Source organism: Nocardioides sp. Bht2 (genome assembly GCF_047308515.1).
Classification (GTDB): domain Bacteria; phylum Actinomycetota; class Actinomycetes; order Propionibacteriales; family Nocardioidaceae; genus Nocardioides.
In genome coordinates this window covers 54,768-80,330 of sequence record NZ_JBLBWI010000006.1, presented here as the reverse complement: position 1 = coordinate 80,330, position 25,563 = coordinate 54,768, and the positions used below count along the sequence as shown (strand labels likewise).

The 25,563-nt window shown below is 68.8% G+C and carries 25 protein-coding genes and 2 tRNA genes; 12 read left to right on the top strand and 15 right to left on the bottom strand.

What is annotated here, in order from left to right; all coding sequences use genetic code 11:
• Nucleotides 1-41 precede the first annotated feature (41 nt).
• Entirely contained in the window at nt 42-341 is a 300-nt protein-coding gene (locus tag ACLM5J_RS10345; RefSeq protein ID WP_413656329.1) for a GIY-YIG nuclease family protein, read from the bottom strand.
• A 93-nt stretch (nt 342-434) separates the two neighbouring features.
• On the bottom strand, nt 435-1,091 hold the full coding sequence (locus tag ACLM5J_RS10340; RefSeq protein WP_413656328.1) for a hypothetical protein: 657 nt from the start codon (nt 1,089-1,091) through the stop codon (nt 435-437).
• A 269-nt stretch (nt 1,092-1,360) separates the two neighbouring features.
• Between ACLM5J_RS10340 and ACLM5J_RS10335 the strand changes: the two genes are divergently transcribed.
• Together ACLM5J_RS10335 and ACLM5J_RS10330 are read left to right on the top strand one after the other, a co-directional pair.
• Nucleotides 1,361-2,104: a PIG-L deacetylase family protein gene (locus ACLM5J_RS10335; RefSeq protein WP_413656327.1), complete on the top strand. Its 744-nt coding sequence runs from the start codon at nt 1,361-1,363 to the stop codon at nt 2,102-2,104.
• Between the two features lie 90 nt (nt 2,105-2,194).
• On the top strand, nt 2,195-2,653 hold the full coding sequence (locus ACLM5J_RS10330) for a pyridoxamine 5'-phosphate oxidase family protein (RefSeq protein ID WP_413656326.1): 459 nt from the start codon (nt 2,195-2,197) through the stop codon (nt 2,651-2,653).
• A gap of 8 nt (nt 2,654-2,661) precedes the next feature.
• Here the strand turns inward: ACLM5J_RS10330 and ACLM5J_RS10325 are convergent.
• Nucleotides 2,662-2,735 (bottom strand) — tRNA-Ile (locus ACLM5J_RS10325).
• A 127-nt stretch (nt 2,736-2,862) separates the two neighbouring features.
• On the opposite strand from ACLM5J_RS10325, the gene ACLM5J_RS10320 reads away from it, so the two are divergent.
• Nucleotides 2,863-3,114 (top strand): GlsB/YeaQ/YmgE family stress response membrane protein, encoded by a 252-nt coding sequence (locus ACLM5J_RS10320; protein WP_413656325.1) that lies wholly within the window; start codon nt 2,863-2,865, stop codon nt 3,112-3,114.
• Nucleotides 3,115-3,134: 20 nt separating this feature from the next.
• Here ACLM5J_RS10320 and ACLM5J_RS10315 read toward each other — a convergent pair whose 3' ends face one another.
• Entirely contained in the window at nt 3,135-4,511 is a 1,377-nt protein-coding gene (locus ACLM5J_RS10315; protein WP_413656324.1) for a protein kinase domain-containing protein, read from the bottom strand.
• A gap of 58 nt (nt 4,512-4,569) precedes the next feature.
• Nucleotides 4,570-5,097: a hypothetical protein gene (locus tag ACLM5J_RS10310; protein ID WP_413656323.1), complete on the bottom strand. Its 528-nt coding sequence runs from the start codon at nt 5,095-5,097 to the stop codon at nt 4,570-4,572.
• A 48-nt stretch (nt 5,098-5,145) separates the two neighbouring features.
• Between ACLM5J_RS10310 and ACLM5J_RS10305 the strand changes: the two genes are divergently transcribed.
• The 3 genes from ACLM5J_RS10305 (at nt 5,146) to ACLM5J_RS10295 (ending at nt 7,857) form a co-directional block, all read left to right on the top strand.
• Nucleotides 5,146-5,952 (top strand): PP2C family protein-serine/threonine phosphatase, encoded by an 807-nt coding sequence (locus ACLM5J_RS10305; protein ID WP_413656322.1) that lies wholly within the window; start codon nt 5,146-5,148, stop codon nt 5,950-5,952.
• A gap of 238 nt (nt 5,953-6,190) precedes the next feature.
• Complete coding sequence (locus ACLM5J_RS10300; protein WP_413656321.1) at nt 6,191-6,718, top strand: DUF3145 domain-containing protein; 528 nt, start codon at nt 6,191-6,193, stop codon at nt 6,716-6,718.
• Nucleotides 6,719-6,807: 89 nt separating this feature from the next.
• Nucleotides 6,808-7,857 (top strand): alpha/beta hydrolase family protein, encoded by a 1,050-nt coding sequence (locus ACLM5J_RS10295; protein ID WP_413656320.1) that lies wholly within the window; start codon nt 6,808-6,810, stop codon nt 7,855-7,857.
• Nucleotides 7,858-7,866: 9 nt separating this feature from the next.
• Here the strand turns inward: ACLM5J_RS10295 and ACLM5J_RS10290 are convergent, their stop codons facing one another.
• From ACLM5J_RS10290 to aceE, 8 genes are all read right to left on the bottom strand, one after another.
• The gene (locus ACLM5J_RS10290) at nt 7,867-8,751 is read right to left on the bottom strand and encodes a crotonase/enoyl-CoA hydratase family protein (protein ID WP_413656319.1); all 885 of its coding nucleotides are present in this window, start codon (nt 8,749-8,751) and stop codon (nt 7,867-7,869) included.
• 178 nt (nt 8,752-8,929) lie between these two features.
• A complete protein-coding gene (locus ACLM5J_RS10285) occupies nt 8,930-10,345 on the bottom strand; it encodes an acyl-CoA carboxylase subunit beta (RefSeq protein WP_413656318.1) in 1,416 nt (471 codons plus the stop codon).
• A complete protein-coding gene (locus ACLM5J_RS10280) occupies nt 10,345-11,598 on the bottom strand; it encodes a beta-ketoacyl-[acyl-carrier-protein] synthase family protein (protein WP_413656317.1) in 1,254 nt (417 codons plus the stop codon). The genes ACLM5J_RS10285 and ACLM5J_RS10280 overlap by 1 nt, the downstream gene beginning before the upstream one ends.
• Before the next feature lie 55 nt (nt 11,599-11,653).
• Entirely contained in the window at nt 11,654-11,899 is a 246-nt protein-coding gene (locus ACLM5J_RS10275; protein ID WP_413656316.1) for an acyl carrier protein, read from the bottom strand.
• 53 nt (nt 11,900-11,952) lie between these two features.
• Nucleotides 11,953-12,936, bottom strand: coding sequence for a beta-ketoacyl-ACP synthase III (locus ACLM5J_RS10270; RefSeq protein WP_413656315.1), 984 nt, complete (start codon nt 12,934-12,936; stop codon nt 11,953-11,955).
• Complete coding sequence (locus ACLM5J_RS10265; protein WP_413656314.1) at nt 12,933-14,120, bottom strand: acyltransferase domain-containing protein; 1,188 nt, start codon at nt 14,118-14,120, stop codon at nt 12,933-12,935. Before ACLM5J_RS10265 ends, ACLM5J_RS10270 begins: the two co-directional genes overlap by 4 nt.
• A 93-nt stretch (nt 14,121-14,213) precedes the next feature.
• Entirely contained in the window at nt 14,214-15,452 is a 1,239-nt protein-coding gene (locus tag ACLM5J_RS10260; RefSeq protein ID WP_413656313.1) for a PucR family transcriptional regulator, read from the bottom strand.
• Nucleotides 15,453-15,603: 151 nt separating this feature from the next.
• Nucleotides 15,604-18,369: a pyruvate dehydrogenase (acetyl-transferring), homodimeric type gene (gene aceE / locus ACLM5J_RS10255; protein WP_413656312.1), complete on the bottom strand. Its 2,766-nt coding sequence runs from the start codon at nt 18,367-18,369 to the stop codon at nt 15,604-15,606.
• 141 nt (nt 18,370-18,510) lie between these two features.
• Here aceE and ACLM5J_RS10250 point away from each other — a divergent pair, with 141 nt between their 5' ends.
• A complete protein-coding gene (locus ACLM5J_RS10250) occupies nt 18,511-18,942 on the top strand; it encodes a DUF3052 domain-containing protein (protein ID WP_413656311.1) in 432 nt (143 codons plus the stop codon).
• A 42-nt stretch (nt 18,943-18,984) separates the two neighbouring features.
• Nucleotides 18,985-20,595 (top strand): AMP-binding protein, encoded by a 1,611-nt coding sequence (locus ACLM5J_RS10245; RefSeq protein ID WP_413656310.1) that lies wholly within the window; start codon nt 18,985-18,987, stop codon nt 20,593-20,595.
• A gap of 17 nt (nt 20,596-20,612) precedes the next feature.
• Here the strand turns inward: ACLM5J_RS10245 and ACLM5J_RS10240 are convergent, their stop codons facing one another.
• Nucleotides 20,613-21,431, bottom strand: coding sequence for a septum formation family protein (locus ACLM5J_RS10240; RefSeq protein WP_413656309.1), 819 nt, complete (start codon nt 21,429-21,431; stop codon nt 20,613-20,615).
• Nucleotides 21,432-21,480: 49 nt separating this feature from the next.
• Here ACLM5J_RS10240 and ACLM5J_RS10235 point away from each other — a divergent pair, with 49 nt between their 5' ends.
• Nucleotides 21,481-21,945 carry a peroxiredoxin gene (locus ACLM5J_RS10235; protein WP_413656308.1) on the top strand — a complete coding sequence of 155 codons (465 nt, stop codon included), beginning with the start codon at nt 21,481-21,483 and terminating at the stop codon, nt 21,943-21,945.
• Nucleotides 21,946-22,281: 336 nt separating this feature from the next.
• Here ACLM5J_RS10235 and ACLM5J_RS10230 read toward each other — a convergent pair.
• Nucleotides 22,282-22,353, bottom strand: a tRNA-Val gene (locus ACLM5J_RS10230).
• A 204-nt stretch (nt 22,354-22,557) separates the two neighbouring features.
• On the opposite strand from ACLM5J_RS10230, the gene ACLM5J_RS10225 reads away from it, so the two are divergent.
• The 3 genes from ACLM5J_RS10225 (at nt 22,558) to ACLM5J_RS10215 (ending at nt 25,521) form a co-directional block, all read left to right on the top strand.
• Nucleotides 22,558-24,090, top strand: a complete 1,533-nt coding sequence (locus ACLM5J_RS10225) for an AMP-binding protein (RefSeq protein WP_413656307.1) — start codon at nt 22,558-22,560, stop codon at nt 24,088-24,090.
• 134 nt (nt 24,091-24,224) lie between these two features.
• On the top strand, nt 24,225-24,629 hold the full coding sequence (locus tag ACLM5J_RS10220) for a hypothetical protein (RefSeq protein ID WP_413656306.1): 405 nt from the start codon (nt 24,225-24,227) through the stop codon (nt 24,627-24,629).
• Nucleotides 24,630-24,636: 7 nt separating this feature from the next.
• The gene (locus ACLM5J_RS10215; protein WP_413656305.1) at nt 24,637-25,521 is read left to right on the top strand and encodes a serine/threonine-protein kinase; all 885 of its coding nucleotides are present in this window, start codon (nt 24,637-24,639) and stop codon (nt 25,519-25,521) included.
• The last annotated feature ends 42 nt before the right edge of the window (nt 25,522-25,563 follow it).

Below are 25,563 nucleotides of genomic sequence, written 5' to 3'. Positions count from 1 at the left end.
GGGGTTGTTTGTCGAGACCGGGGAGTGGCTGGTCGAGAATCTCACTCATCCCCGAGGCGATCTGCATAGCTCTGCGCTAGACGTCGCAAGTCGGCCGTGCGTCCCTCGATGAGTGCTTTCCGCTTGGCCCGACCCCAGTTCTGGATCTGCTTCTCACGCGCGTAGGCGGCGTCGATGCGCGAGAAGCTCTCGTACCAGACCAACCGGACCGGCCTGCGCCGTCTGGTGTAGGCGGCCCCGAGCCCCAACTGGTGTTCCGAGATCCGGCGTTCGAGATCGACGGTGCTGCCGACGTAGTACGAGCCGTCGGTGCATTCCAGGATGTAGCAGTAGCCGTTCATCAGCCATCAGGATTGGCGGCTTGGAGACGTCTGTCGAGCGGGTGCTCAGGACCTGTGGATGGCGGGGGCTCGACAGGCTCGACCTGCGGGGAGTCAGGCCTGGGCGACGCTCCGGGCCAGTCGGCGCGCGGCGTGCTGCACGATCGGGGCCTCGTCGGGGTCTGCAGCGGCCTCCGCCGGGACAGCCCCGCCGAGCAGCGCCGCCGGGCCGGTGAGCCAGCCCCAGGCCTGCCAGGGGTCCATGCCCGCAACGAGCAGCGGCGTCAGCACGTCGGCCAACTCGGTCCGCGGCGCACCGGCCGCGTCGAACTGGAACGCGGGGATCAGCAACTTCTCCTCGAGCCGGACCAGCAGCACCCGGTGCTCGTCGGCGCCCTTGTGCACGAAGAAACGGGTCGCGTTGACCGACTCGCCGCGGAGTTCGGCGAGCGACTCATAGCTGTGGGACGGCGTCGCGGTGAGCTGTTCGCGGACCTTCGCCTGGCGGGCGACCTGCAGCAGGTTCAGCGGGACCCCGTGCTCGGGCTCGTCGCCCTGGTTGCGCAGCATCGCCTCGAGTGCGTGGAGCTGATCGGTGCTCATCGCCTTGCCGGTCGCCGGGTCACGCCACCGCGGGGTGCCGTCGGCGTCACGCTGGTAGTGGGGGAGGCCGGCGTCGGCGAGATGCCCGGCCAGGCCGAGGCTCTCCAGCCAGGAGGCCAGCTCGAACGCCAGCGGGTCGACCACGTTGTTGCCACATGCACCACTCACCGTTCCATGGTCCCATTCGCCGCCTGAAACAGCGCGGCCGGGCGGGTTTGTCACCGCGGTGAAGGTTTCTTGAAGAAGGGCCGTAACGCCCTCTGGGAGGGGTCGTTGTCCAGGCAGGGAAACGCGTCGGAGAACCTCCCTCCCTCCCTCTCCGGCGCACGGTGTCCGCCGTCCCTAGTTCGGTACTACATGGGGCGTACCGAAACCTTCGGCGGACACCGACCCAGCTCGGGGGTTGCGTGTACCCAGCAGGCTGGCATGCTCAGGGCATGACCGAGATGGAACCGCTCGAGAAGCTGTCCGAGGACTGGCAGCGTGCGCTGTGCATCGTCGCGCACCCTGATGACATGGAGTTCGGTGCGGCGGCCGCTGTCGCCCGCTGGACCGCGCAGGGCAAGGAGATCAGCTACTGCCTGGTGACCAGTGGCGAAGCCGGCATCGACCGGCTCACCCCGGACGAGTGCCGTGAGGTGCGCGAAGCCGAGCAGGTCGAGTCCTGCCGGATCGTCGGCGTCACCGATATCGACTTCCTCGGGATGGCTGACGGCGTCCTGGAGTACGGCGTCGAGCTGCGTGCGGCCCTGGCTCAGGTGGTCCGGGAGCGCCGTCCCGACATCGTGATCACCGGCAACTTCCGTGAGACCTGGGGCGGGCGCAACCTCAACCAGGCCGACCACATCGCGGTGGGGCGCGCCGTCGTGGACGCGGTCCGCGACGCCGGCAACCGGTGGATCTTCCCCGAACAGCTCACCGACGGGCTTGAGCCGTGGGGCGGCGTCCGGGAGGTCTGGGCGTTCGGTTCGCCGCAGGCGACGCACGCGGTCGACACCACCGAGACGTTCGACATCGGGGTCGCCTCGCTCGACGCGCACCGCGCCTATATCGATGGCCTGGGTTGGGAGAACTGGGACGCCGCGGAGTTCCTGGAAGGTGGCGCCCGGATCTCGGGTGCCCGGATCGGCGCGAAGTTCGGTGCGGCTTTCGAGGTCTTCCCGATGGGCTGGGGCGAGTAGCTCGCAGCTCGACGGGGCGCGCCTTGACGTTCCCGTAGGCGAGGAGGTTCACCCCTTCGCCTACGGGGCACTGCGGGCTAAGTTGGAGGCATGGCGAACCCCGATGGCTCTCACGCAGGCGAGGCGGGAACCGAGACGGTCCTGTCGGACGACGAATGCTGGCAATTCCTCCGCGAACAGGAGTTCGGGCGGCTGGCGTTCCATCTGGCTGACGAAGTCCACCTGACGCCGATCAACTATGCCGTCGACGGTCGCAGTCTGCTTTTCCGGACCGCGCCCGGTTCGAAGCTGCTCGGCATCGTGATGAACGCTGACGTCGCCTTCGAGATCGACCACTTCTCCGAGACCTCGGTCCGCAGCGTGGTGGTCCGCGGCAGTGCGCGGCTGCTTGGGGAGGACGAGGCGCACCGGGCCGAAAGCGTTCCGTTGCGCTCGTGGGTGGGCCAGGAGAAGTACAACATCGTCGAACTGGTGCCGAGCGTCGTCAGCGGACGCCGGTTCGGGCTGAACCGGCCCTGGTTCCACCAGGTGCCGGGCCACGCCGACTGAAGAACGAGTAGGCCAGGTGGGGCTTGAACCCACGACCGAACGATTATGAGTCGTTTGCTCTAACCGACTGAGCTACTGGCCCGCGACGGCACAGAATACAACCGCTTCGCGTCGGCGTGAGCGGCCGTCCGGCATGACGTTGTCGAGATGCTTGACTCCTGCAGCGTGTCGGGCGGAAGGTCGAAGCACACTACGAGAGGGAGTCTGACATGGTTGGTTTTCTCGTTGCCGGTCTGATCATCGGAGCGCTGGCCCGTTTGATCAAGCCGGGCAAGCAGAATCTCGGCATCCTGGCGACCCTGCTGCTCGGCATCGTCGGCTCGCTGATCGGTGGCACGATCGCCTGGCTGATCAACTCCGGCAGCATCTGGGAGTTGAACGTGCTCGGCTTCATCCTGGCCGTAGTCGCCGCGGTGCTGCTGATCGGTACCGCCGAAGCGGTGGCGCCGAAGCGTAAGTAGGCGCAGCCGAGGCGGTGTGATCAGCCTTCGCCGGTGATCCGGTAGGTGCCGTTGTCGTAGGCGAGGTCGAGACTGATGTCCTCGGTCCGGGTGCCGCCGTTGGCCATCGTGTAGCGGACCCGGTACTGCACCGTCATCGCCAGCGGGTCGGCGTCGACGCTGAGCAGTTGCGCCGCGCGGACCTGCTTCCACCAGCCGCGGTAGGCGGTCCAACTGTTGCTCTTCTGCTGGAACGCCGGGGTCAACATCTCCCGGTATGCGACCGCGGGGTCGGTGGTCACCTGGTCCAGGTAGTCGGCGACGAACTTCTTCATCCCCTCGGCCTCGGGGCCCGGCGTGGTGGCTGACTCGGTCGGCGTGCTGGCGCTGGGTGTGGTCGCCTGGGCCGGATCGCCGTCACTCTCGCCGTTCTGGCTGACCACCCAACCGGTGGCGATCGCCGCGCCCAGGATCACCGCAGCGAGGGCCAGCAGGGCCGGGGAGCGTCGACGTCGGGCGGGCGTCACGACGGGTAGGACGCCGGTCGGACGGTCCGGAACCGACGGGCTGCCGGCGGTCGGCGACGTCGGCGGGAGAGGCTTCGGCACGGAGCGGGCCAGCCGAGCCCGGGCGCTGGGGTCGTTGAGCCACGACGCCACCTGCGCGGAGCTCCAGCGCCGCGCTGGGTCGCGCTCCATCGTCGCCAGCAGCAGCGGCGCGAGCCAACCGGCGCGCTCGGTGCGGGGCGGCTCCTCGTGCACCAAGCGGTAGAGGGTGCCCATCAGGTTCTCGGTGGTGTCGTACGGCGGGTTGCCCGTGACGGCGTGGAAGACGGAGGCACCCAGTGACCAGACGTCGCTGGCCGGCGTCGCCGACGCGCCGGCGGCCACCTCGGGGGCCAGATAACCGGGGGAGCCGGTCACCAACCCGGTCTGAGTGAGGCCGACATCGGTGCCGGTGCGAGCGATCCCGAAGTCGCCCAACTTCACCAGCCCGGTCGGGGTGACCAGCATGTTGCCGGGCTTCACGTCGCGGTGCACCACCCCGGCCTCGTGGGCGGCGGCCAGCGCCAGCGCGGCCTGGGCCAGCAGCGGGGCCGCGGCGTCCGGCGTCAGCGGGCCCTGTTCGCGCAGCAGCGCGGAGAGGTTCCGGGACTCGACGTACTCCATCACCAACCATCGGTCGGTGCCGTCGGAGACCAGGTCGAAGACGGTCACCACGTGCGGGTGATTGAGCATCGCGGAGAGCCGCGCTTCGCGGGTCATCCGGGCTGCGGCGTCGCCTGTGGGGTCGACCGCGACCCGCTTCAATGCGACCTCGCGACCGAGCATCTCGTCCTGTGCGAGCCAGACGGCGCCCATCCCGCCACGACCGATCTCCGCAATGAGCCGGTACCGACCAGCAACCCGAGAATCCATGCCACCTCCTAGGCGATGGTAGGCCGCAGGGCCTGAACCGGGGGAGTCGGCGACGACCTCAGCCGAGGACGTTGACGGTGAGCGGGGCCCCGATCCGGCTCGAACCGCGCTGCAGCCCGTCGCTGAAATCCAGGGTGATCCGGTCCACGGTGACCGTGCCCGGTTGGTCGGCCCGGACCCCCACGACGAGGACGTCGCCGCCACCGAGGTTGGCGGTGGCTCCCTCGGCCTTGCGCCAGGAGTCGCAGAACCGTTCCGGGGTGGTGGTCTGGCCGATCGAACCGCCGCGGCAGACCCACAAGGAGACCTCGGCGGACTGCCCCGGCGTGTTGCTGACCTTCAATGCCACGTCGTCGATGGTGATCTCGCGGGAGCGGTGCGGGTCGTCGGCCGCGCGCAGATAGAGGGTCTGGCCTGCTTTGATCTCGCCGCTCGTCTGCGAGCTTGCATTCGGCAGATCGGCAGGGTGGATCCGCCACCACCAGCCTGCCCCGAGGGCGATCAGGAGGACCGGGACCCAGAGCCACCGGGTCCAGCGCCGACGGCGCACCTGCAAGGCATCGGGGTCGATATCGGGCTGGCTCATGGCGGTCAGAGTAGTGCTGAGCGGCCCGTAGAACGGTACGTTTGGCGAATGCTGCGATTCGCCGGAGCCGGGATCACCGACGTCGGGCTCGTCCGCGAACACAACGAGGACGCCGGCTTCGTCGGTCCGTACCTGGTTCTGGTCGCCGATGGGGTCGGCGGCGCCGCGGCCGGTGAGGTCGCCTCGGCGACCGTCGCCCACGCCGTCGCCAGTCGTGCGCTGGCGCACCCGGACGATCCGCCGTTGGACCTGCTGGTGCAGGCGGTCGACGTGGCCCGTGAGGAGGTGGTGGCAGGCGCCCAGGCGGACGCCACCCGGACCGGGATGGCGACGACGCTGACCGCGCTCGCGACCGACGGGACGGTTGTCGCGCTCGCTCATATCGGAGACTCCCGGGCCTATGCGCTGACCGACCAGGGCCTGGTCCGGCTGACCCGTGACCACACCTGGGTCCAGCAGATGGTGGAGGAGGGCCGGATCTCGGCCGAACAGGCGGCCGGTCATGCGTGGCGCAACGTGGTGCTCCGGTCGTTGCCGGGGGAGGGCGAGTCCGGCGTCGCGGATGCGGTGATGCTGGAGTTGGCGCCCGGGACTCGGTTGCTGCTGTGCAGCGACGGGCTCACCGATCTGGTCGCCGACCAGCAGATCGCCGACCTGCTCACCGAGCCCGCTGCCGAGGCGGCTGCCTCGGCGCTGGTGCAGGCCGCGTTGGCGGCCGGCGGGCACGACAACGTCACCTGCATCGTGGTCGACCTCATCGACGACGACCACCGGCTGTGCGGGGACGGCGACCTGCTCGGCTCGCTGCGCGACTTCCGCAACATCGTGGACCCCGCCTCGCCGCACGTCCGCTGACCCCCGAGGGCGCACCAATAGCCGCCGACGGCGCACAAAAAGGCCGCCGAGGGGGCGGCTGCCGAGGCCAGGATGAGACGCGACTCACAGCGACACGGCCGGGGGTGCTGGCTTGCGCTGGAGCGATAGGTCACAATGGGCAGGACAACTACAGATGTGTCATTCGGGGATTTGTCCAGATCCACGCGAGGTCGCTGGGGAAGGCGTGTCTCGACGCCGGAGATGGAGGAACTCACCGATGACCACGAATACCAACCGCACTGCCGGTAACGCGGCGACCCGGGGGATGTTCTACGTCCACTCCGCGCCGTCCGCGTTGTGCCCTCACATTGAGTGGGCGCTCGGTGGTGTGCTGGGCACTGCCGTCAGCTTGGACTGGACTCCCCAGTCCGCGCAGGCGGGTACTTACCGTGCTGAGTTCTCCTGGACCGGAGGAGTCGGCACGGCTGCCGCTGTCGCCTCAGCCCTCCGTGGCTGGAACCACCTGCGCTTCGAGATCACCGAGGAGCAGACGTCCGCGGCAGAGGGCTCGCGCTACTCCTACACCCCCGAGCTCGGCATCTTCCACGCTGTCACGGGCCTCCACGGCGACATCATGATCCCCGAGGACCGGCTCAAGGCGGCAGTGGTCAAGTCCGCACTCGGCGACACCACCCTGCCGATCGAGATCGACAAGCTTCTCGGCAAGCCGTGGGACGACGAGCTGGAGACCTTCCGCTACGCCGGCGACGGCGCTCCCGTGCGCTGGCTGCACCAGGTCGTCTAGCCGAACCGTCAGGCATACGCGCCGAACCGTCAGTGGTACGCGCCGAACCGTCACTGGTACGTGGCGGTGTCGGCGCGCACACTGGAACGGTGAGACTCCTCGCGGGAGTCGCGGCCGGTCTTCTGGTGCTCTGCTCGTGCACCGGAACGCCGACCGACGACGAGTTGTCCCTGGCGCCCTCCGAGCCGACGTCGAGCGCGCCGTCAGATTCCGGCGAGAACACGGAATCTGAGCCCGAGACAACGGCACCGTCGACTCCGTCCACGCCTGCGCAGGTCGATCCGGTCTCGCTGCCGGCGTTGATGACCAAGGAGTACGACGGCCGCGGGCTTCGGCTGGGGGAGGTGCGGGAACAGACCGCCAGCTACACCAGCTACCAGACCACCTACCGCGGTGACGGGCTGACCCTCTCCGGTGTCCTCAACGTGCCGCGTGGCAAGGGCCCGTTCCCGGCCGTGGTGCTGGCCCACGGGTACATCGATCCGGCCGTCTATCGCAGCGGCCAGGGGATGACCCGGGAACGGGGCGTACTGGCCGACGCCGGCTACATCGCCTTCCACGTCGACTACCGCAACCATGGAACCTCCGACCGGGATCCGGACGCCGACCTGGACATGCGCCTCGGCTACACCACCGACGTGATCAATGCAGTCGCCGCGCTACGCCGCTGGGACGGCCCGGTCGACGTCGACCGGATCGGGCTGGTCGGACGCTCGATGGGCGGTGGCGTCGTCTACAACGTGCTCACCGTGATGCCCGGACTGGTCCGGGCCGGAGTGGTCTTCGCGCCGGTGAGTTCCCGCGCCGTCGACAGCTACAACCGTTGGGTCAAGGTCGACCGCCCCGAGGTCGCGGCGGCGATCGTCAAGGAGCATGGCGAACCGGGGCCGGGCAACGGGTTCTGGCGCGGGGTCAGCGCCCGTACCTACTTCGACCGCATCGCCGAACCACTGATGATCCACCATGGCACGCTCGACGACACCTGCCCGATCCGCTGGTCGGAGGAGACCGTCAACGCCTTGCGGCGCGCAGGGAAGACGGTGCGCTACCACGTCTATCCGGGGGAGCAGCATGCCTTCGGGCCGCAGTTCAACCGTGCGATGCAGCGCACCATCGCCTTCCTCGACCGCAACCTCTGACGCCGTCGCTCACTGCCAGGGGTAGAACCCGGGCAGCTCGGAGGCCTTGCCGGTGAACTCCGGCGCGCGCTTCTCCAGGAAGGAGGCGACCCCTTCCTTGCCGTCGGCGAGCGAGGCGTAGAAGATCGCCAGCGAGTCGACCTGGTGGGCGACCATCGGGTGGTCGGCCGCCGAGTTCCGGTACATCATCTGGCGGGCCAGAGCAGTCGCCACCGGCGAGCGGTTGTCGATGAACGTGTGGGCCAGCGCGTGGGCGTCGTCGAGAAGCCGATCGCCGTCGTGGATCGAACGGACCAGGCCGCCCTCCTTGGCGGCCGCCGCGGTGAGGATCTCGGCCGAGTAGACCCACTCCAGCGCCTGCGACATGCCGACGATCCGGGGCAGGAACCAGGTCGAGGTGGCCTCCGGGGTGATCCCGATCTTGCCGAAGACGAAGCCGATCCGCGCACGGTCGCTGGCCAGTCGGACGTCCATCGGCAGCGTCATCGTGGCCCCGATCCCGACCGCGGGGCCGTTGATCGCGGCGATCACGGGCTTACGGCAGTCGTAGATCGACAGGGCGACGCGGCCGCCGGTGTCGCGGACGCCGTCCTGGATCTCCGGGGTGGTGAGCCGCTCGGTCATGTCGGTCATGGTCGGCCGCTGGCTCTCGTCGAGGCCGAAGACGTTCCCCTCGGCGGTGAGGTCCATCCCGGCGCAGAACGCCCGCCCGGCGCCGGTCACGACCACCGCACCGACGGCGTCGTCGAGGCTGGCGCGATTGAAGGCGTCCTCGAGTTCGTTGGCCATCTCGACGGTGAACGAGTTGAGCTCGTCCGGTCGATCCAGAGTCAGAGTGAGGACCCGGTCCTCGACGTCGTAGCGGATGGTGGCGTAGTCGGCGCGGTGGGTCATGTGGGCAGATTAGTGGGCATCGCGGCTGTTGCGGGGGAGGTCCAGACCTCGGGCGCTCGGTCGGTGTAGTCAGCGGTAGACGCCGAGAGCCCGGCCACAGGGCCGGGCTCTCGAACTCGTTCGCTGCGCCCTCGCGGGCTATTGCTGCGCCCTGGGCTGCTATTTGTGCGCCCTCGGGTCAGAGGGGGATGTTGCCGTGCCGACCGCGACGCTGCTCGGCACCGGCGATCGCCTTGGCCAAGGTGGAGCGGGTGACGCTGGGCGAGACGATCTCGTCGACGACGCCGATCTCCACCGCCTTCTCCACGCCGCCGGCGATCCGCTCGTGCTCGGCGGCCAGTTCGGCCTCCACCTGCGGGCGGATGTCGGGGGTGACCTCGGCCAGCTTGCGGCGGTGCAGCACGCGGACCGCGGCGACCGCACCCATCACGGCGACCTCGGCTCCGGGCCAGGCGAACACCTTGGTGGCACCCAGGGAACGGGAGTTCATCGCGATGTAGGCGCCGCCGTAGGTCTTGCGGGTGACCAGGGTGACCCGCGGAACCACAGCCTCACCGAACGCGTGCAGCAGCTTGGCGCCGCGGCGGACCACGCCGTCCCACTCCTGGCCGACACCCGGCAGGTAGCCCGGCACGTCGACGACGACGACCAGCGGCACACCGAAGGCGTCACACATCCGCACGAACCGCGAGGCCTTCTCGGCCGAGAGCGAGTCCAGGCATCCACCGAGACGCAGCGGGTTGTTCGCGATCACGCCGACCGTGCGGCCACCGAGGCGGCCGAGCGAGGTGACGATGTTCGGCGCCCAGCGGGCGTGCAGCTCGAGACCTGTGCCCTCGTCGAGGATGTTGTCGACCAGCGGGTGCACGTCGTAGGCGCGCTTGCGGGCCTCGGGCAGGTGCTGCTCGAGGTCCTGGTCGCTGACCGAACCCGGGTGCATGACGCCCTGGACGCCGAGCAGCGTGGCCACGTCGCGGGCGTGCTGCAGGGCATCGGGCTCGGTGTCGGCGAGCAGGTGCACGACGCCCGAGCGGCGACCGTGCGGCTCGGGGCCGCCGAGACGGAGCATGTCCACGTCTTCACCGGTGACCGAACGGACCACGTCCGGGCCGGTCACGAAGATCCGGCCCTCGGGGCCGAGGATGACCACGTCGGTCAACGCCGGGCCGTAGGCGGCGCCACCGGCGGCGGGGCCGAGCACCACGGAGATCTGCGGGATCTTGCCGGAGGCCCGGGTCATCACGTGGAAGATCTCGCCGACCGCCTGCAGCGACAGCACGCCCTCGGCGAGGCGAGCGCCACCGGAGTGCCACAGACCGATAACCGGGACGCCGTCAGCGAGGGCGACCTCGTAGGCGGTGACGACGTGCTTGCAGCCGACTTCGCCCATCGCGCCGCCCATCACGGTGGCGTCGGAGCAGAAGGCGACCACGGGGGCGCCGTCGATGGTGCCGCGGCCGGCGAGCATGCCGGAGCCGTCGTCGGTGGTGATCAGGCGCAGCGAGCCGTCGTCGAACAGCGCGGTGAGGCGGTGCAGCGGGTTGCGCGGGTCCTCTTCGCGAGGCAGTTTGGTCTTGACCGGGGCAGTAGTCATCAGATGCTTCCGAACGCGACTGCGACGTTGGCACCGCCGAAGCCGAAGGAGTTGTTGAGGGCGACGACGCGACCGGTCGCGGGCAGGTCCCGGACGGTGGTGGCGATGTCGAGGTGGACCGCAGGGTCCAGGTTGTCGAGGTTGATCGTCGGCGGGCTCTTCCGCTCGCGGACCGCCAGCACGGTGGCCACGGCCTCCAGTGCGCCGGCCCCACCCAACAGGTGGCCGGTCATCGACTTGGTGCTGGTGACCACGACGTTCTCCACGTGCTTGCCGAGGACGGCGTGCAGCATCAGGCCTTCGGCGATGTCACCCTGCGGCGTCGAGGTGGCGTGGGCGTTGACGTGGAAGACCTCGTTCGGGTCGAAGTCGCCCGAGGAGATCGCCAACTGGATGGCACGGGTTCCGCCGCGACCCTCCGGGTCGGGCTGCGCGATGTCGTGCGCGTCGTTGCTGATCCCGGCGCCGAGCACCTCGGCGTGGATCTTTGCGCCGCGGGCACGGGCGTGCTCCTCGGACTCGAGGATCACGATGCCGGCGCCCTCACCGAGGACGAAGCCGTCGCGGCCGGTGTCCCAGGGGCGGGAGGTCGCGGTGGGGTCGCCGCCCTCTTCGCTGCCGGTCTTGGAGAGCGCCATCATCTGCGCGAAGGCAGCCATCGGGAGCGGGTGGATCGCGGCTTCGGTACCGCCGGCGATCACGACGTCGGCGCGGCCCAGACGGATCTGGTCGATCGCCATCGAGATCGCCTCGTTGCCCGAAGCACAGGCGGAGGTCGGGGCGTTGACGGCGGCGCGCGCGCCGTAGATCAGGCTGATGTTCGCGGCAGGCGCGTTGGGCATCAGCATCGGCACCGCGAGCGGGCTGACCCGGCGCGGTCCCTTCTCCTTGAGGGCGTCGTAGTTCGCCAGCAAGGTGGTGACGCCGCCGATACCGGAGGCGACGGCGACGCCGAGTCGGGTCTTGTCGATCTCGACGCCGTCGAGACCCGCGTCCGCCCAGGCTTCAGCAGCAGCGACCACGGCGAACTGCGCCGACCGGTCGAGCCGGCGGGCCTTCACCCGGTCGAGAACCTCAGACGGCTCTACCGCCACCCGGCCACCGATCTTGACCGGCAGTTCGGCAACCACGTCGTCTTCGAGACGAGCGATTCCCGACTGTCCGGCGAGCATCGCGGACCAGGTGGATGCGACGTCGCCCCCGAGGGGGTTCGTGGTACCGAGACCGGTCACGACAACGCGCTTGAGAGACATGGGGCTCCTTGGCTGAAAGTGAAAAAGGGGCGGACGCGGATCGAGGGGGCTTTGGTCAGCCCAGGGCCTTCTCGATGAAGGAGACGGCGTCGCCGACCGACTTCAGGTTCTTGACCTGGTCGTCCGGGATCGAGACACCGAACTTCTCCTCGGCAGCGACGACGACCTCGACCATCGAGAGGGAGTCAACGTCGAGGTCGTCCACGAAGGACTTCTCGAGCTGCACGTCGTCGACGGGGATACCGGCGACCTCGTTGACGATCTCGGCGAGGTCGGCGCGGATCTCTTCGGTGGTGGCCATGTTCTGGTTTCTCCTTAATTGATGGGTGTTGCTTGGGTGAATCGGGGGAGTCGTCAGGGAAGGGTGACGACCTGAGCGGCGTAGGCGAGCCCCGCGCCGAAGGCGATCAGCAGGGCTCGGTCGCCGGATTTGGCTTCGCCGGTCTCGATCATCCTGGCAAGTGCCAGCGGGACCGATGCCGCCGAGGTGTTGCCCTGGACCGCGATGTCGCGGGCGATCTTGACCCGCTCCGGCAGCTTCAGGGTGCGGGCCATCGCGCTGGTGATCCGGTCGTTGGCCTGGTGCGGGATGAAGACGTCGAGATCGTCGACGGTGAGTCCGGCCTTGGCCAGGGTCTCCTGAGCCACCTTGGCCATCTCGAAGGAGGCCCACCGGAAGACGGCAGCGCCTTCCATCACCAGGTGCGGCATCTCGCCGTCCTTGGCGTTGACGGCGTCGCGCCAGTCGGTGTTCTGCCGGATCAGGTCGGACTGGGCACCGTCCGAGCCCCAGACGACCGGCGAGATCGCGGGTTCCTCGGACGGACCGACCACGACCGCACCGGCGCCGTCGGCGAAGATGAAGGCGGTGCCGCGGTCGTTGGGGCTGGTGATGTCGGAGAGCCGCTCGACGCCGACGACCAGGACGTTGCGGGCGGAGCCGCCGCGGATCATGTCCGAGGCGAGGGCGACGCCGTGGCAGAAGCCCGCGCAGGCGGCGGAGATGTCGAACGCTGCCGGCGCACCGGCGCCGAGCTCGTGGGCGATCAACGCTGCCGCGGACGGGGTCTGCAGGAAGTGGCTGACTGTGGCGACCACTACACAGTCGATCTGGTCGGCCTCGATGCCGGCCTGGGCCAGGGCTCCCCGGCTCGCCTCGACCGACATGGCGACGACGGTCTCGTCCTCGGAGGCGAAACGGCGTTCACGGATACCGGAGCGTTGCTGGATCCACTCGTCGCTCGAGTCGATCCCGCCGACCACCTCGGAGTTCGGCACCACGCGGCGGGGACGGTAGGCACCGACCCCGAGGATGCGGGCGTGGGGCGAACCGCTCATGCGGCGCCGCCGGTCGGGTGCAGGCGGAGCAGGGGCTGACCGGGGGAGACCAGGTCGCCGTCCTCGACCAGCCACTCGACGACGGTGCCGCCGTGCGGGGCCAGGACCGGCGTCCGGTCGCGGAGGCTGGCGACCGAGCCGATGGTGGTGTTGGTGTCCAGGACGGTCGCGGCGCCGGCCGCCTCGTCGAGGTGCCAGGTGCCCTTGATCGGGCTGACCACCATCCGCCAGGTGGGGGTGGAGTCGATCGGGCTCGGGTCGCCGTGGCGCTCCACGAAGGCGCGGGCGTCGTCGAGCTGGTCGGGGGTCTTGAGCGCGAAGGTTTCGACACCCTTGAGGTTCCGCTTGGCGATACCGGTGAGCACGCCGGCCGGCGGCATCTCCAGGATGCCGGTGACGCCGAGGTCGCGCATGGTCTCCATGCAGAGGTCCCAGCGAACCGGGCGGGAGATCTGGCCGACGATCCGGGCCAGCACCTCGCGGCCGTCGTGGACGACCTTGCCGTCGGCGTTGGAGATGACCATGGTGCGCGGGTCGTGGACCGAGACCGAGCGGGCCAGTTCGGCCATCCGGTCGACGGCGGGAGCCATGTGCTGGGTGTGGAAGGCGCCGGCGACCGAGAGCGGGGTGAGCCGGGCCTTGGCCGGGGCGTCCTCGGCGAGGGCGGCGAGTTGGGCCATCGTGCCTGCGGCGACGATCTGGCCGGGGCCGTTGTCGTTGGCCGGGGTGAGGCCGTGGCGCTCGATCGTGGCGAGCACCTCTTCGCGGTCGCCGCCGAGGATGGCGGTCATCCCGGTCGGGGTTCGCTCGGCCGCGGCGGCCATCGCCAGGCCGCGTTCGCGGACCAGGACCATCGCCTGCTCGGCGGTGATCACCCGGGCGCCGGCAGCGGCGGCGAGTTCGCCCACGCTATGGCCGGCAACGGCACCGATCCGGCCGAACGCGTCGGTCGGGTGCGGGAAGAGGGCGAGGGCGGCGACGAGGCCGCTGGCGACCAGCAGCGGCTGGGCGATCTGGGTCTGCCGGATGGTCTCGGCGTCGGAGACGGTGCCGTGTTGCACCAGGTCGACACCGGCGACCGTGGAGAGCCACTCGAAGCGCGAGGCGAAGATCGGGTCTTCGAGCCAGGGCTTGAGGAAGCCGGGAGTTTGAGCACCTTGACCGGGAGCGACGATGACGAGCACAACACCAGCCTGCCTTGTCAGGTCCCCTGCACGTGAGCACGCCACGCACGAAAAGAACGGGCGATTCTTTGTAGGGTTCTAACAAAAGAGGGGTTACTCGTCGGTTTCTGGTCCCGTGCTGTTGGTGGAGAGTTGGCCCCAAGTGCCCGCCAGGCTCAATCTGCCCAGGGTCAGGGCGATCGCGAGGGTGTAGGCATCGCGCGCCTGGGTGGGGGAGAGCCCTGTGAGATCGGCCACCTGGCGGAGTCGGTAGCGGACCGTGTTGGGGTGCACGAAGAGCGACCGTCCGGTCGCCTCCACCGACGAGCCATGCGCGAAGTAGGCGTCCAGCGTCTCGATCAGGGTGCCGCGTGCGCCGACCAGGACATCGAAGACCTCGGCGATCAGACGCTCCCGGGCCAGCGAGTCCCCGGAGAGCGCCCGTTCGGGCAGCAGGTCCTCGGCCGAGACCGGGCGCGGGGCGGCCGGCCAGGCGCTTGCTACCCGGTAGGCCGCGATCGCGGCCCGAGCCGAGAGGTGGGCCCGGGGCAGGTCCGGGGCGACCGGGCCCAGGACGACCGGGCCGGGCGCGAACTGGCCGCTGATCGCCGTCGCCACCTGAGCGGCGTCCTCGACACCGCCGAGGACCACCACCATCCGGTCGCCCTGGACGGCGCAGAGTACGTCGGTGGCCCGTTCCCGGGCGAGCCTCCGGATCCGGTCGAAGGCGTCGACCTGCGGGCCGTCGCCGGCGCCGCCGAGCACGACGGCGACCGAGTTGGCGCTGCGCCAGCCGAGGGCGCTGGCCCGCGAGAGCAAGGTCTCGTCGGGTTCGGCGCGGAAGACCGAGTCGACGACGAGCGCCTCCAGGCGGGCGTCCCAGGCGCCACGCGCCTCGGCGGCGCGGGCGTAGACGTCGGCGGTGGCGAAGGCGAGTTCGCGGCTGTAGCGGAGTACCCCGGCATGGACCGGCGCTGCGCGCTCCGGGCCGAGCAGGTCGTCGAGGCTCTGCTCGACGACGTCGATGGTGAGCCGGATCAGTTCGACGGTCTGTTGCAGGTTGACCACGCCGGCCAGGTCGCGCGGCGCGGCTCCGAAGACCTCGGTGGCGATCCCGGCGTCCTTCTCGGCGGAGACCTCCCAGGAGTCCTCATGGCGTTGGTACCAGGAGATGAAAGCACGGATTCCCGCTTGGGCGACCATGCCGACCCAGGAGCGGTCCTCGGCCGAGAGTGCGTCGAACCAGTTCTTGTCGGCCTCGATCCGGGCCATCGTGGCCGAACTCAGCGGCCCGACCGCGCGCAGCAGGATGGCGCTGGCCTCGGCGCGCGAGGAATCGTTCGGCTCGGACACACCTCGAGGCTATCGCTGCGCTCCGGAGCGACGTCATGCGGAGTGTGGCAGCGGGTCCCTCGGTGTGGAAGGCGTTCGCCCGGAAATGGCCGAGGACGTCATACGAACGGTGAGAGTGGGCCCTCGGTTCGTATGACGTCCTCGGTGGTGGTCAGGCGTCGCCGCCCTCCTGGAGGATGCCGGCGACGGCCGTCGGGTCATCGATCCGCAGCTTCTTGAACGCGTCGGTGACGACGTCGCGGGAGATCTCGCCTGCGTCGGCGAGAGCCTGCAACGCCTGGACCACGATCGAGGCGGCGTCGATGTTGAAGAAGCGCCGTGCGGCCGGACGGGTGTCGGCGAAGCCGAAGCCGTCCGCACCCAGGACCCGGTAGTCGGCGGGGACCCAGCGGGCGATCTGCAGTGGGACCGCACGCTGGAAGTCCGAGACCGCCACCACGGGGCCGCTGCCACCGGCGAGCCGGTCCGCGATGTAGGCGGTCCGCGGCTCCTCGCCGGGGTTGAGCAGGTTCCACTGCTCGGCGGCGACGGCGTCGCGGGCCAACTCGTTCCACGACGTCACCGAGAAGGTGTCGGCACCGATGCCGTACTCCTCGGCCAGGATCTGCTGAGCCTCCACCACCCACGGGAACGAGATACCCGAGCCGAGCAGGCGGACCCGGGGCCCGGCGGTGTCGGTCGCGGTGACCTGGTGGATGCCGCGCAGGATGCCCTGCACGTCGACGCTCTCCGGCTCGGCCGGCTGCGAGACCGGCTCGTTGTAGACGGTTAGGTAGAAGATCACGTCTTCGGGCGTCGCGCCGTACATCCGGTTGAGGCCGGACTCCATGATGTGCGCGAGCTCGTAGGCGAATGCCGGGTCGTAGTGGACGACGGCAGGGTTGGTCGCAGCCAGCAGCGGCGAGTGGCCGTCCGCGTGCTGCAGGCCCTCACCGGTCAGCGTGGTGCGACCCGCGGTGGCACCGACCAGGAAGCCGCGGGCCAACTGGTCGGCCATCGCCCAGATCGAGTCGCCGGTCCGCTGGAACCCGAACATCGAGTAGAAGATGTAGAACGGGATCATGTGCTCGCCGTGCGTCGAGTACGCAGAGCCCGCCGCGGTGGCCGAGGCCATCGCGCCGGCCTCGGAGATGCCCTCGTGCAGCATCTGTCCCTGCTCGGACTCCTTGTAGGCAAGGAGAAGCTTGCGGTCCACCGACTCGTAGCGCTGGCCTCCCGGGTTGTAGACCTTGGCCGTCGGGAACATCGCGTCCATACCGAAGGTCCGGTACTCGTCGGGTGCGATCGGCACGATCCGCTTGCCGATCTCCGGGTCCTTCATCCAGTCCTTGAGCAGCCGGACGATCGCCATCGTGGTGGCGATCTTGTTGTTGCCCGAGCCCTGCTTGATGGAGTCGTAGACCTTGGCCGGCGGCAGGGTGAGCGGGGTGGCCCGGTCGATCCGCTGCGGCAGCGAGCCACCCAGCGAGCGACGCCGCTCCATCATGTACTCGATCTCGGGGGAGTCGGCGCCGGGGTGGAAGAACGGCGCGGTACCGGAGGTCTCGTAGGCCTCCTTGATGTCGCGGTCGCTCATCGGCAACCGGAGTCGGTCGCGGAACTTCAGCAGGTCGGGAAGCTTGAGCTTCTTCATCTGGTGGGTGGCGTTCTTGCCCTCCAGCGAGTCGATCGTCCAACCCTTGACGGTGTGCGCCAGGATCACGGTCGGCTGGCCGACGTGCTTGGAGGCGGCGTCGAAGGCGGCGTACACCTTGCGGTAGTCGTGGCCACCACGCGGCAGCTTCTCGATCTGCAGGTCGCTCATGTGCTCGACCATCTTGCGCAGCCGCGGGTCGGGCCCGAAGAAGTGCTCGCGGTTGAAGGCGCCGCCCTCGACCGAGAAGGTCTGGAACTGGCCGTCGGGGGTGGAGTTCATCTTGTTGACCAGGACGCCGTCCATGTCGCGGGCAAGGAGGTCATCCCATTCGCGGCCCCAGACGACCTTGATCACGTTCCAGCCGGCACCACGGAAGTTCGACTCCAGTTCCTGGATGATCTTGCCGTTGCCGGTCACCGGGCCGTCGAGCTGCTGCAGGTTGCAGTTGATCACCCAGGTCAGGTTGTCGAGCTCTTCGCGGGCTGCGATCCGGATCGCACCGAGCGACTCGGGCTCCGCCATCTCGCCGTCGCCGAGGAAGGCCCAGGTGCGCTGCTGGCTGGTGTCCTTGATGCCACGGTTGTGCAGGTAGCGGTTGAACCGCGCCTGATAGATCGAGTTGATCCCGGTCAGACCCATCGAGACTGTCGGGAACTCCCAGAACTCCGGCATCAATCGCGGGTGCGGGTAGGAGGAGAGCCCGGCACCGACACCGTGCTGCACCTCCTGGCGGAAGTGGATGAGCTGCTGCTCGGTGAGGCGGCCTTCCAAGAAGGCGCGGGCATAAATGCCGGGGGAGGCATGGCCCTGGATGAAGATCTGATCGCCACCTCCGGGGTGGTCCTTACCCCGGAAGAAGTGGTTGAAGCCGACTTCGTAGAGGGACGCACTCGACTGGTAGGTGGCGATATGGCCGCCCACTTCGAGTCCGGGCCGGTTGGCGTCCGAGACCATCACCGCCGCATTCCAGCGGATGAACGCCCGGATCCGGCGTTCGATGTCCTCATCGCCGGGGAACCAGGGTTCGCGTTCTGGGGGGATGGTGTTGATGAAGTCGGTGCTACGAAGAGCCGGCACGCCGACCTGACGCTGCCGTGCGCGTTCGAGCAGGCGCAGCATCACGTAGCGGGCGCGGTCACGGCCGCGCCCCTCGATCATGGCATCGAATGAGTCCAGCCAGTCCGCAGTTTCTTCCGGGTCGATGTCGGGAAGCTGGGTGGGGAGGCCCTCGTGGATGACGGGTGCCTTGGGTGGACTCGCAGGGGTGGTGGAATCGGTCACGCAAGTTATCGTCCCACGCCGAAGAAATGGAAAAAATCTACCGGTCAGTACAGCGAAACGGCCCGTGGGGTTGCGCTCAGGCATTGAGTTCTAGTGGACTACGGTCACGATTTCTTTTCCCCTTTGGACTGGAGGATTCAGTTGAGTTCCACCACGGGCGGCGCAGCCGCCCAGCAAGACGGGCCTTCGGCCCGGCTGAGCATCAAGCCAGGCATGGTCGTTCAAGAGCTCGGCTGGGACGCCGACACTGACGACGATCTACGGGTCGCCGTCGAGGACACGATCGATGCGGACATGGTCGACGACTCCTACGGGAACGTCGTTGACGCCGTGCTTCTGTGGTGGAGAGCTGACGACGGGGACCTCGTCGACGCTCTGGTCGACTCACTGGCTGATCTGGCGGAAGGCGGCCTGATCTGGCTGCTGACGCCCAAGGTTGGGCGTCCCGGAGCAGTCGACCCAGCGGAGATCGCTGAATCGGCACCGATCGCCGGACTGTCGCAGACGACGACAGCAGCGGTCAGCCGTGACTGGGTCGCCACTCGGCTCGTTGCCCCTAAGGCGGCGCGCTGACTGCTCCGCCATTGATGGCAACCGCTGGAAGGAACCAACGGCATGGGCAGGGTCAAACAGAAGTTGAGTACGGGCGCGACATCGTTGCGCGTCCTGGGCAAGGCGGGGGTGATCAGGCCCTACTCTCCCGTGACCTTGGCCAAAGTGGCGAGTGTCGTGGTGCGTTGGGGGACCGGCCCTGCCGGTGGGTTCACCAGCCTCGCGGCGCGTCACCCCGACCGGGTCGGGATCATCGATGACCTGGGCGAACTGACCTTTCGCCAGGTGCACGAGCGCAGCAACGCGCTTGCGCACCAGCTGGCTGCGCTCGGCGTCCGTGAGGGCGACGGGGTGGCCATCATGTGCCGCAACCACCGCGGATTCGTCGACGCCAGCCTGGCCACGGCGAAGCTGGGCGCGGATGCGCTCTACCTGAACACCGCCTTCGCCGGGCCCCAACTCCGCGAGGTTCTGGACCGCGAGAAGCCGCACCTGGTGATCTACGACGAGGAGTTCGCCGGGCTTCTGGCAGGCGCTCCGATCGGCCGGCACGTCATCGCCTGGACCGACTCCGACGCGGACGGCGACCGGATCACGCTGGAGCAGCTGATCAAGGCTGGTCCGGTCACCGACCTCAAGCCGGCCAAGCGGCACGGCCGGGTGGTGATCCTGACCTCGGGCACCACCGGCACCCCCAAGGGGGCGCCGCGCAGCGAGGCGGGCATCGACGCCGCGGTGGCGCTCCTGTCGCGACTGCCGTTGCAGTACGGCTGGCGCAGTCACATCGCTGCGCCGCTCTTCCACACCTGGGGTTACGGCAACCTCGCGCTCGGCATGCTGCTGGGCACGACGGCGGTGCTGACCCGGCGCTTCGACCCTGAGAGCGCGCTCGAGCTCACCGAACGGCACCGCTGTGACTCGATGGTGGTGATCCCGGTGATGCTGCAGCGGATGCTGCGCCTGCCCGAGGAGACCCTGAGCCGGTTCCGGCTCGACAGCGTGAAGCTGGTCGCCGCCTCCGGGTCCGCGATGCCGGGCGACCTGGCGCTGGCCTGGATGGACCGGTTCGGCGACAAGCTCTACAACATCTACGGCTCGACCGAGGTCGCCTATGCCTCGGTGGCCAACCCCGGCGACCTGCGCGAGGCGCCGAGCAGTGCCGGGCGCCCGCCGTGGGCGACGGTCGTCAAGATCCTCGACGACCAGGGCCGGGAGGCTCCGCCCGGCGAGTCCGGCCGGATCTTCGTCGGCAACGGGATGCTCTTCGAGGGCTACACCGGCGGCGGGAACAAGGAGCTGCACGACGGTCTGATGTCGACCGGCGACGTCGGTCGTTTCGACGTCAACGGGCGCCTCTACGTCGAGGGCCGTGACGACGAGATGATCGTCTCCGGGGGCGAGAACGTCTTCCCCAAGGAGGTCGAGGACTGCATCGCCCGCCACGACTCGGTGGTCGAGGTCGCCGCGATCGGCGTCAGCGACGACGAGTTCGGCAAGCGGCTGCGGGCCTTCGTGGTGCTGGCCGAACCGGTCAGCGAGGACGACATCAGGGCCTGGGTGAAGGCGAACCTGGCGCGCTACAAGGTGCCACGCGACATCGTCTTCATCGACGAACTGCCGCGCAACGCGACGGGCAAGGTCCTCAAGCGCGAACTCCTCGACTGGGCCAGCTGACGCTTCAGGTCAGGCGCTCACGACGTCGGGCGGTAGCAGTGCACGGTCCGGTCGCCGTTGCGCCAGGAGGCCCGGACCGGGTGGGTGAACCAGAACGCGCTGCGGCCCACGTAGCGCGGGCACCGTTCCTCCACCAGTTCGCGTAGGCCGTCGGCTCCCGGATACCGGGTGCCGGCGGCCTGGAAGCTTCCGGCCCACCGATAGTCGTGCGGCTTGTCGCAGGTGACGTACCGGGCATCGGTCGTCGAGCCCTTGGTCCGGCGCACGCAGCGGACGTAGCCGCCGGGCGCCTCGCCGTTGAAGAGCGGGGCAGCGGTACGAGGGAGAGGCTTGGTGCCGGTGCCGGTGCCGGTGTCAACCTTGGCGACGATGTCGCAGCGGAACCAGCGGGCGCCGGCCGCACGCTGGTCGGCGTTCGGACCGAACCAGTGTGCCGCGAAGATGGTGCCGGCGAGCGCCGCTTGGGTGAGTCCGGTCGTCTTCGGCAGGCGACGCGCGCAGAGCCGCTGTGCGTACTCGGGTTCGGTGAGCTTCATCGTGGTCGGGAAGAGACCGACCCGGATCGTCATCGTGTTGTGCGGATCCGTGCACGGCACCGGTGACGACGCGTTCGTGGACGCCGCCAGATCCGCGGCGCTCAACCGGTAGCAGGCGCCCATCGTCGGGGCGCCGGCACGCGGCGAGAGCGTCGGCGTCGGCTCGGCGTGGATCACCGCCGGGCCCATCACGGCGGGCTCGGGTTTCGGGGTTGCCGGGTCGGCGCCACAGGCGGCGAGGCCGAACAACGACCCCGAGAGCGCGGCGACGGCGAGGATGCGAAGATGACGGACAGCCATGGAGAACCCTTGGTCGACTAACTTCTGCGAATCCTAGGACAGGACCACCGTGACCGAACTCAAGGTCGGCGATCTCGCCCCGGACTTCACCCTGCGCGACCAGTTCGGCCAGGACGTGACGCTCTCCTCCTACCGCGGTACGAAGGCGGTGGCGCTCTTCTTCTACCCGTTCGCCTTCTCGGGGGTGTGCACCGGCGAGATGGCGGGGATCAGGGCCCGGCTCGCGGAGTTCCTCACTTTCGACAGCGAGGTCCTGGCGATCTCCTGCGACCCGACCTACGCCCTGCGCGCCTTCGCTGACAGTGACGGCCTGAACTTCCCGCTGCTCTCCGACTTCTGGCCGCACGGCGACGTGGCCCGGGCTTTCGACGTCTTCGACGAGAAGCGGGGATGCGCCCGGCGCTCCACCTACATCCTCGACAAGGAGGGCCGGATCGCCTGGGCGGTCCACAACGCGATGCCCGAGGGCCGCGACCTCGACGAGCATCTGCGGGAACTGCAGGCCCTGGTCTGAGCAACTGGTCTGGTCCAGTTGCTGCAGTTTTCTGCAAACTTTCGCGATGGCCGCTGACAACGGCCGGATCGCGTGCTTTGATTACTGACGTACGGCCGCTGGTGACCCGAGACTCCAGCGGCCGTACGTCATTTCCGGAGGTCTTCTCGCCGCTGATCGAGCTTGTCGAGACCGTCTGATAGGTGATCTCGACAAGCTCGATCAGCGGTGGTTCCGCTCGTTGTTCGAGGGTCCCGTCGGTCGAGCTTGTGTCCGTCGGTCGAGCTTGTCGAGACCATCTCGGAAGGGTGATCTCCATCGACGAGATCGGGCCGCGATCGCGGGGGCAATGCTGAGTGCGTCGGGACGGTTTCGAACCGCCGACCGCCCGGGTGTAAACCGGGTGCTCTACCGCTGAGCTACCGACGCGTGGACTAACGCGGGCAAACACTACGTGATCGGCGCCGTCGGCGCGTGATTGGCCCTGCGATGCCGATCTGCGGGCGCTGGCGCCGCTCGTCGCAACCCAGCTGCCGTTCGGCGCAAACGCACCCGCCTCCTGCCCTCCAGCTGGGGGTTGCGTGACTAAGGTCTCAGTGATCACTGTTGGTGGTACGCGACTAGGGAGACCACATGCTCGTCCCGTTCGGGATTTCTGACTTCATCAACCGCGCCGAGGCCGTCTACGGCGAGCGGGTAGGCGTGATCGACGAGCCGAATCAGCCGGCGCCGTCCTTGGGTGAACCCAGCTACGCCGAGTTGGCCGAGTTGGCGCGCCGTCAGGCAGCGAAGCTGGACGAGCTCGGGATCGGTTTCGGTGAGCGGGTTGCCGTGGTCTCCCACAACTCGGCTCGACTGCTGACCTCCTTCTTCGGCGTCGCCGGGCACGGTCGGGTACTGGTGCCGATCAACTTCCGGCTCCGTCCCGAGGAGGTCTCCTACATCGTCGAGCACTCCGGTGCTCGGGTGCTCTACGTCGATCCCGAGCTCGACGAGGAGTTGGCCGGGGTCACCGCGGAGCACCGTTTCGTGCTCGGCAACGACGATGACCTCTTCGCCACGCCCGGCGCGACGCCGAAGCAGTGGGAGCCGGACGAGAACGCCACCGCCTGCATCAACTACACCTCCGGGACGACGGCGCGGCCCAAGGGCGTGGAGATCACCCACCGCAACGTCTGGGTGAACGCGGTCACCTTCGCGCTGCATGCCGGGCTGACCGACCGCGACGTCCTGCTGCACACGCTGCCGATGTTCCACGCCAACGGCTGGGGAATGCCGTTCGCCGCCACCGGCCTGGGGATCAAGCAGGTGGTGATCCGGAAGATCGACGGCGCCGAGATCCTCCGCCGGGTCCGTGACCACGGTGTCACCTACATGTGCGCCGCGCCTGCCGTGGTGGCCGCCGTCCTCGAGGCCGCGAAGGAGTGGGACGGCGAGATCCCAGGTCGCGACAAGGTACGGATCATCGTGGCCGGTGCGCCGCCGCCCACCAAGACGGTGGCCCGGGTCGAGTCCGAGCTCGGGTGGGAGTTCATCCAGATCTACGGCCTCACCGAGACCTCGCCGCTGCTCACCATCAACCGGACCCGTGCGGAGTGGGACGACCTGGAGCCCGAGCAGCGCGCCGCCAAGCTGGTCCGCGCTGGTGCGCCCGCGCTCGGCGTCACCGTGACGACGAACGAGGAGGGCGAGGTGCTCGCCCGATCCAACGTGGTGCTCGCCGGCTACTGGGAACAGCCCGAGGAGACCGAGAAGGCGCTCGCCGGCGGCTGGTTCCACACCGGTGACGGCGGCGTCGTAGGCGACGATGGCTACCTGACGATCAGCGACCGCAAGAAGGACGTGATCATCACCGGTGGCGAGAACGTCTCCTCGATCGAGGTCGAGGACGTCCTCTTCTCGCACCCTGCGGTCGCCGAGGTCGCGGTGATCGGTGTGCCCAGCGAGAAGTGGGGCGAGACGATCAAGGCGCTGGTCGTCCTGGCTGCCGGCGTCGAGGCGACCGAGGGCGAGCTGATCGCCTGGTGCAAGGAGAAGGCCGCCGGCTACAAGGCCCCGACCTCGATCGAATTCCGTGCCGAGCTCGCCCGGACCGCCACTGGCAAGCTGCAGAAGTTCAAGCTGCGTCAGCCCTACTGGGAGGGTCAGGGCAAGCAGGTCAACTGATCGCGTCACCCGGTTGAGGTCGAGATGAGGTGACTCTCATCTCGACCTCACGGTGACCTCACCTCGCCGGACCAGGCTGGTGCTGTCAGCACAGCTGGTCGCCGCTCGGGCGGCCGCGAAGGAGAGGAAGCACCATGAAGCGCCTGATCCCCTTGGGTGGACTCGGACTCGTCGGTCTGGTCACCGCCGGCCTGATCGCCCTACAGACCCCGACCGTCTCGGTGGCCGACGAGGCCGCGAAGCGCGAGGACGACCAACCCACGCTGGTTCTGGTCGATGACGACGACGCCGACGATGACGACAGCAAGAAGTCCAAGGACACCCGCAGCCGGTTCACCAAGAACAGCCGCAACAGCAAGGTGAGCCGCGACCACACCCGCAGCAACTTCACCAAGGTCAGCCGGGACCGGGACCGCAGCCGCGGTGACAAGACCCGCGACTGGACCCGTGACGGCGCGAAGAAGCAGGGCAAGAAGGAGATCCGCGACTGGTCTGCCAACTCGACCAACGACCGCTCGCGCAACGACACGCGCCGCTGAGGACACGATGAGCGACCGCGCAGAGCGCTGGGGCTTCACCGAGGGTGACCTCATCACCGAAGAGCTGACTGCGATCAAGCTTCTCGGTGGTGGGGCTGCCTACGAGGCGTACCTGGCATTCGACGAGATCACGTACTCGCCGGTGGTGGTCAAGGTCGTTCGACCTGACCAGGTGCAGAGTCGCAGCACCCTGCGCGGGCTGCGGCGAGAAGTCGCCGCGCTCGCGGAGATCAACCATCCTGTCGTCGTCCGCGGGTTGCGTCACGAGTTGGCGGGGGAGCGCCCGCACGTCGTCCTGGAACAGGTGGACGGCCCGCGGCTCTCCACCCTGGTCCGCCGATACGGACCGCTTCAGGCAGCCCAGTACCTACCGTTGGCGATCGACATCGCAGCGGCGCTGCACTACTTGCGCCATGTCGGCTACGTGCACCTCGACATCAAGCCCAGCAACGTGATCATGGGCGCACCGGCTCGGCTGATCGACCTGTCGGTCGCCCGACGGACGGAGGACGCCGCGGACCTGCGGCACCTGATCGGCACCGACGCCTACATGGCTCCGGAGCAGTGTGAACCGGGCGAGATCCACGTACCGGGCCCCGCATCCGACGTGTGGGGCCTCGGCGCCACCCTCTACCACGCGGTGACCGGCTCTCCGCCGTTCGCCGAGGGCGACCCGGACGCCGAACGGGCGACCGACAGATTCCCCCAGCTCGCCGCTGCGGCACCGGAGCTGCCCGACGAGGTACCCGCCGCGGTCGCCAAGGTGATCCACGCCTGCCTGGCTCCGGAGCCCGGGGCGCGACCGGAACCTGCCGACGTCGCGGGCGCCCTGGAGCCGGTGCTGGCGAGGCTGCCCCGAGGTCACCTGGCGGGCTTCCGGCTTGGGCGTTGACGGTTGGGCGCGTACGCCTGACGGTTGGGCGCGTACGCCTGA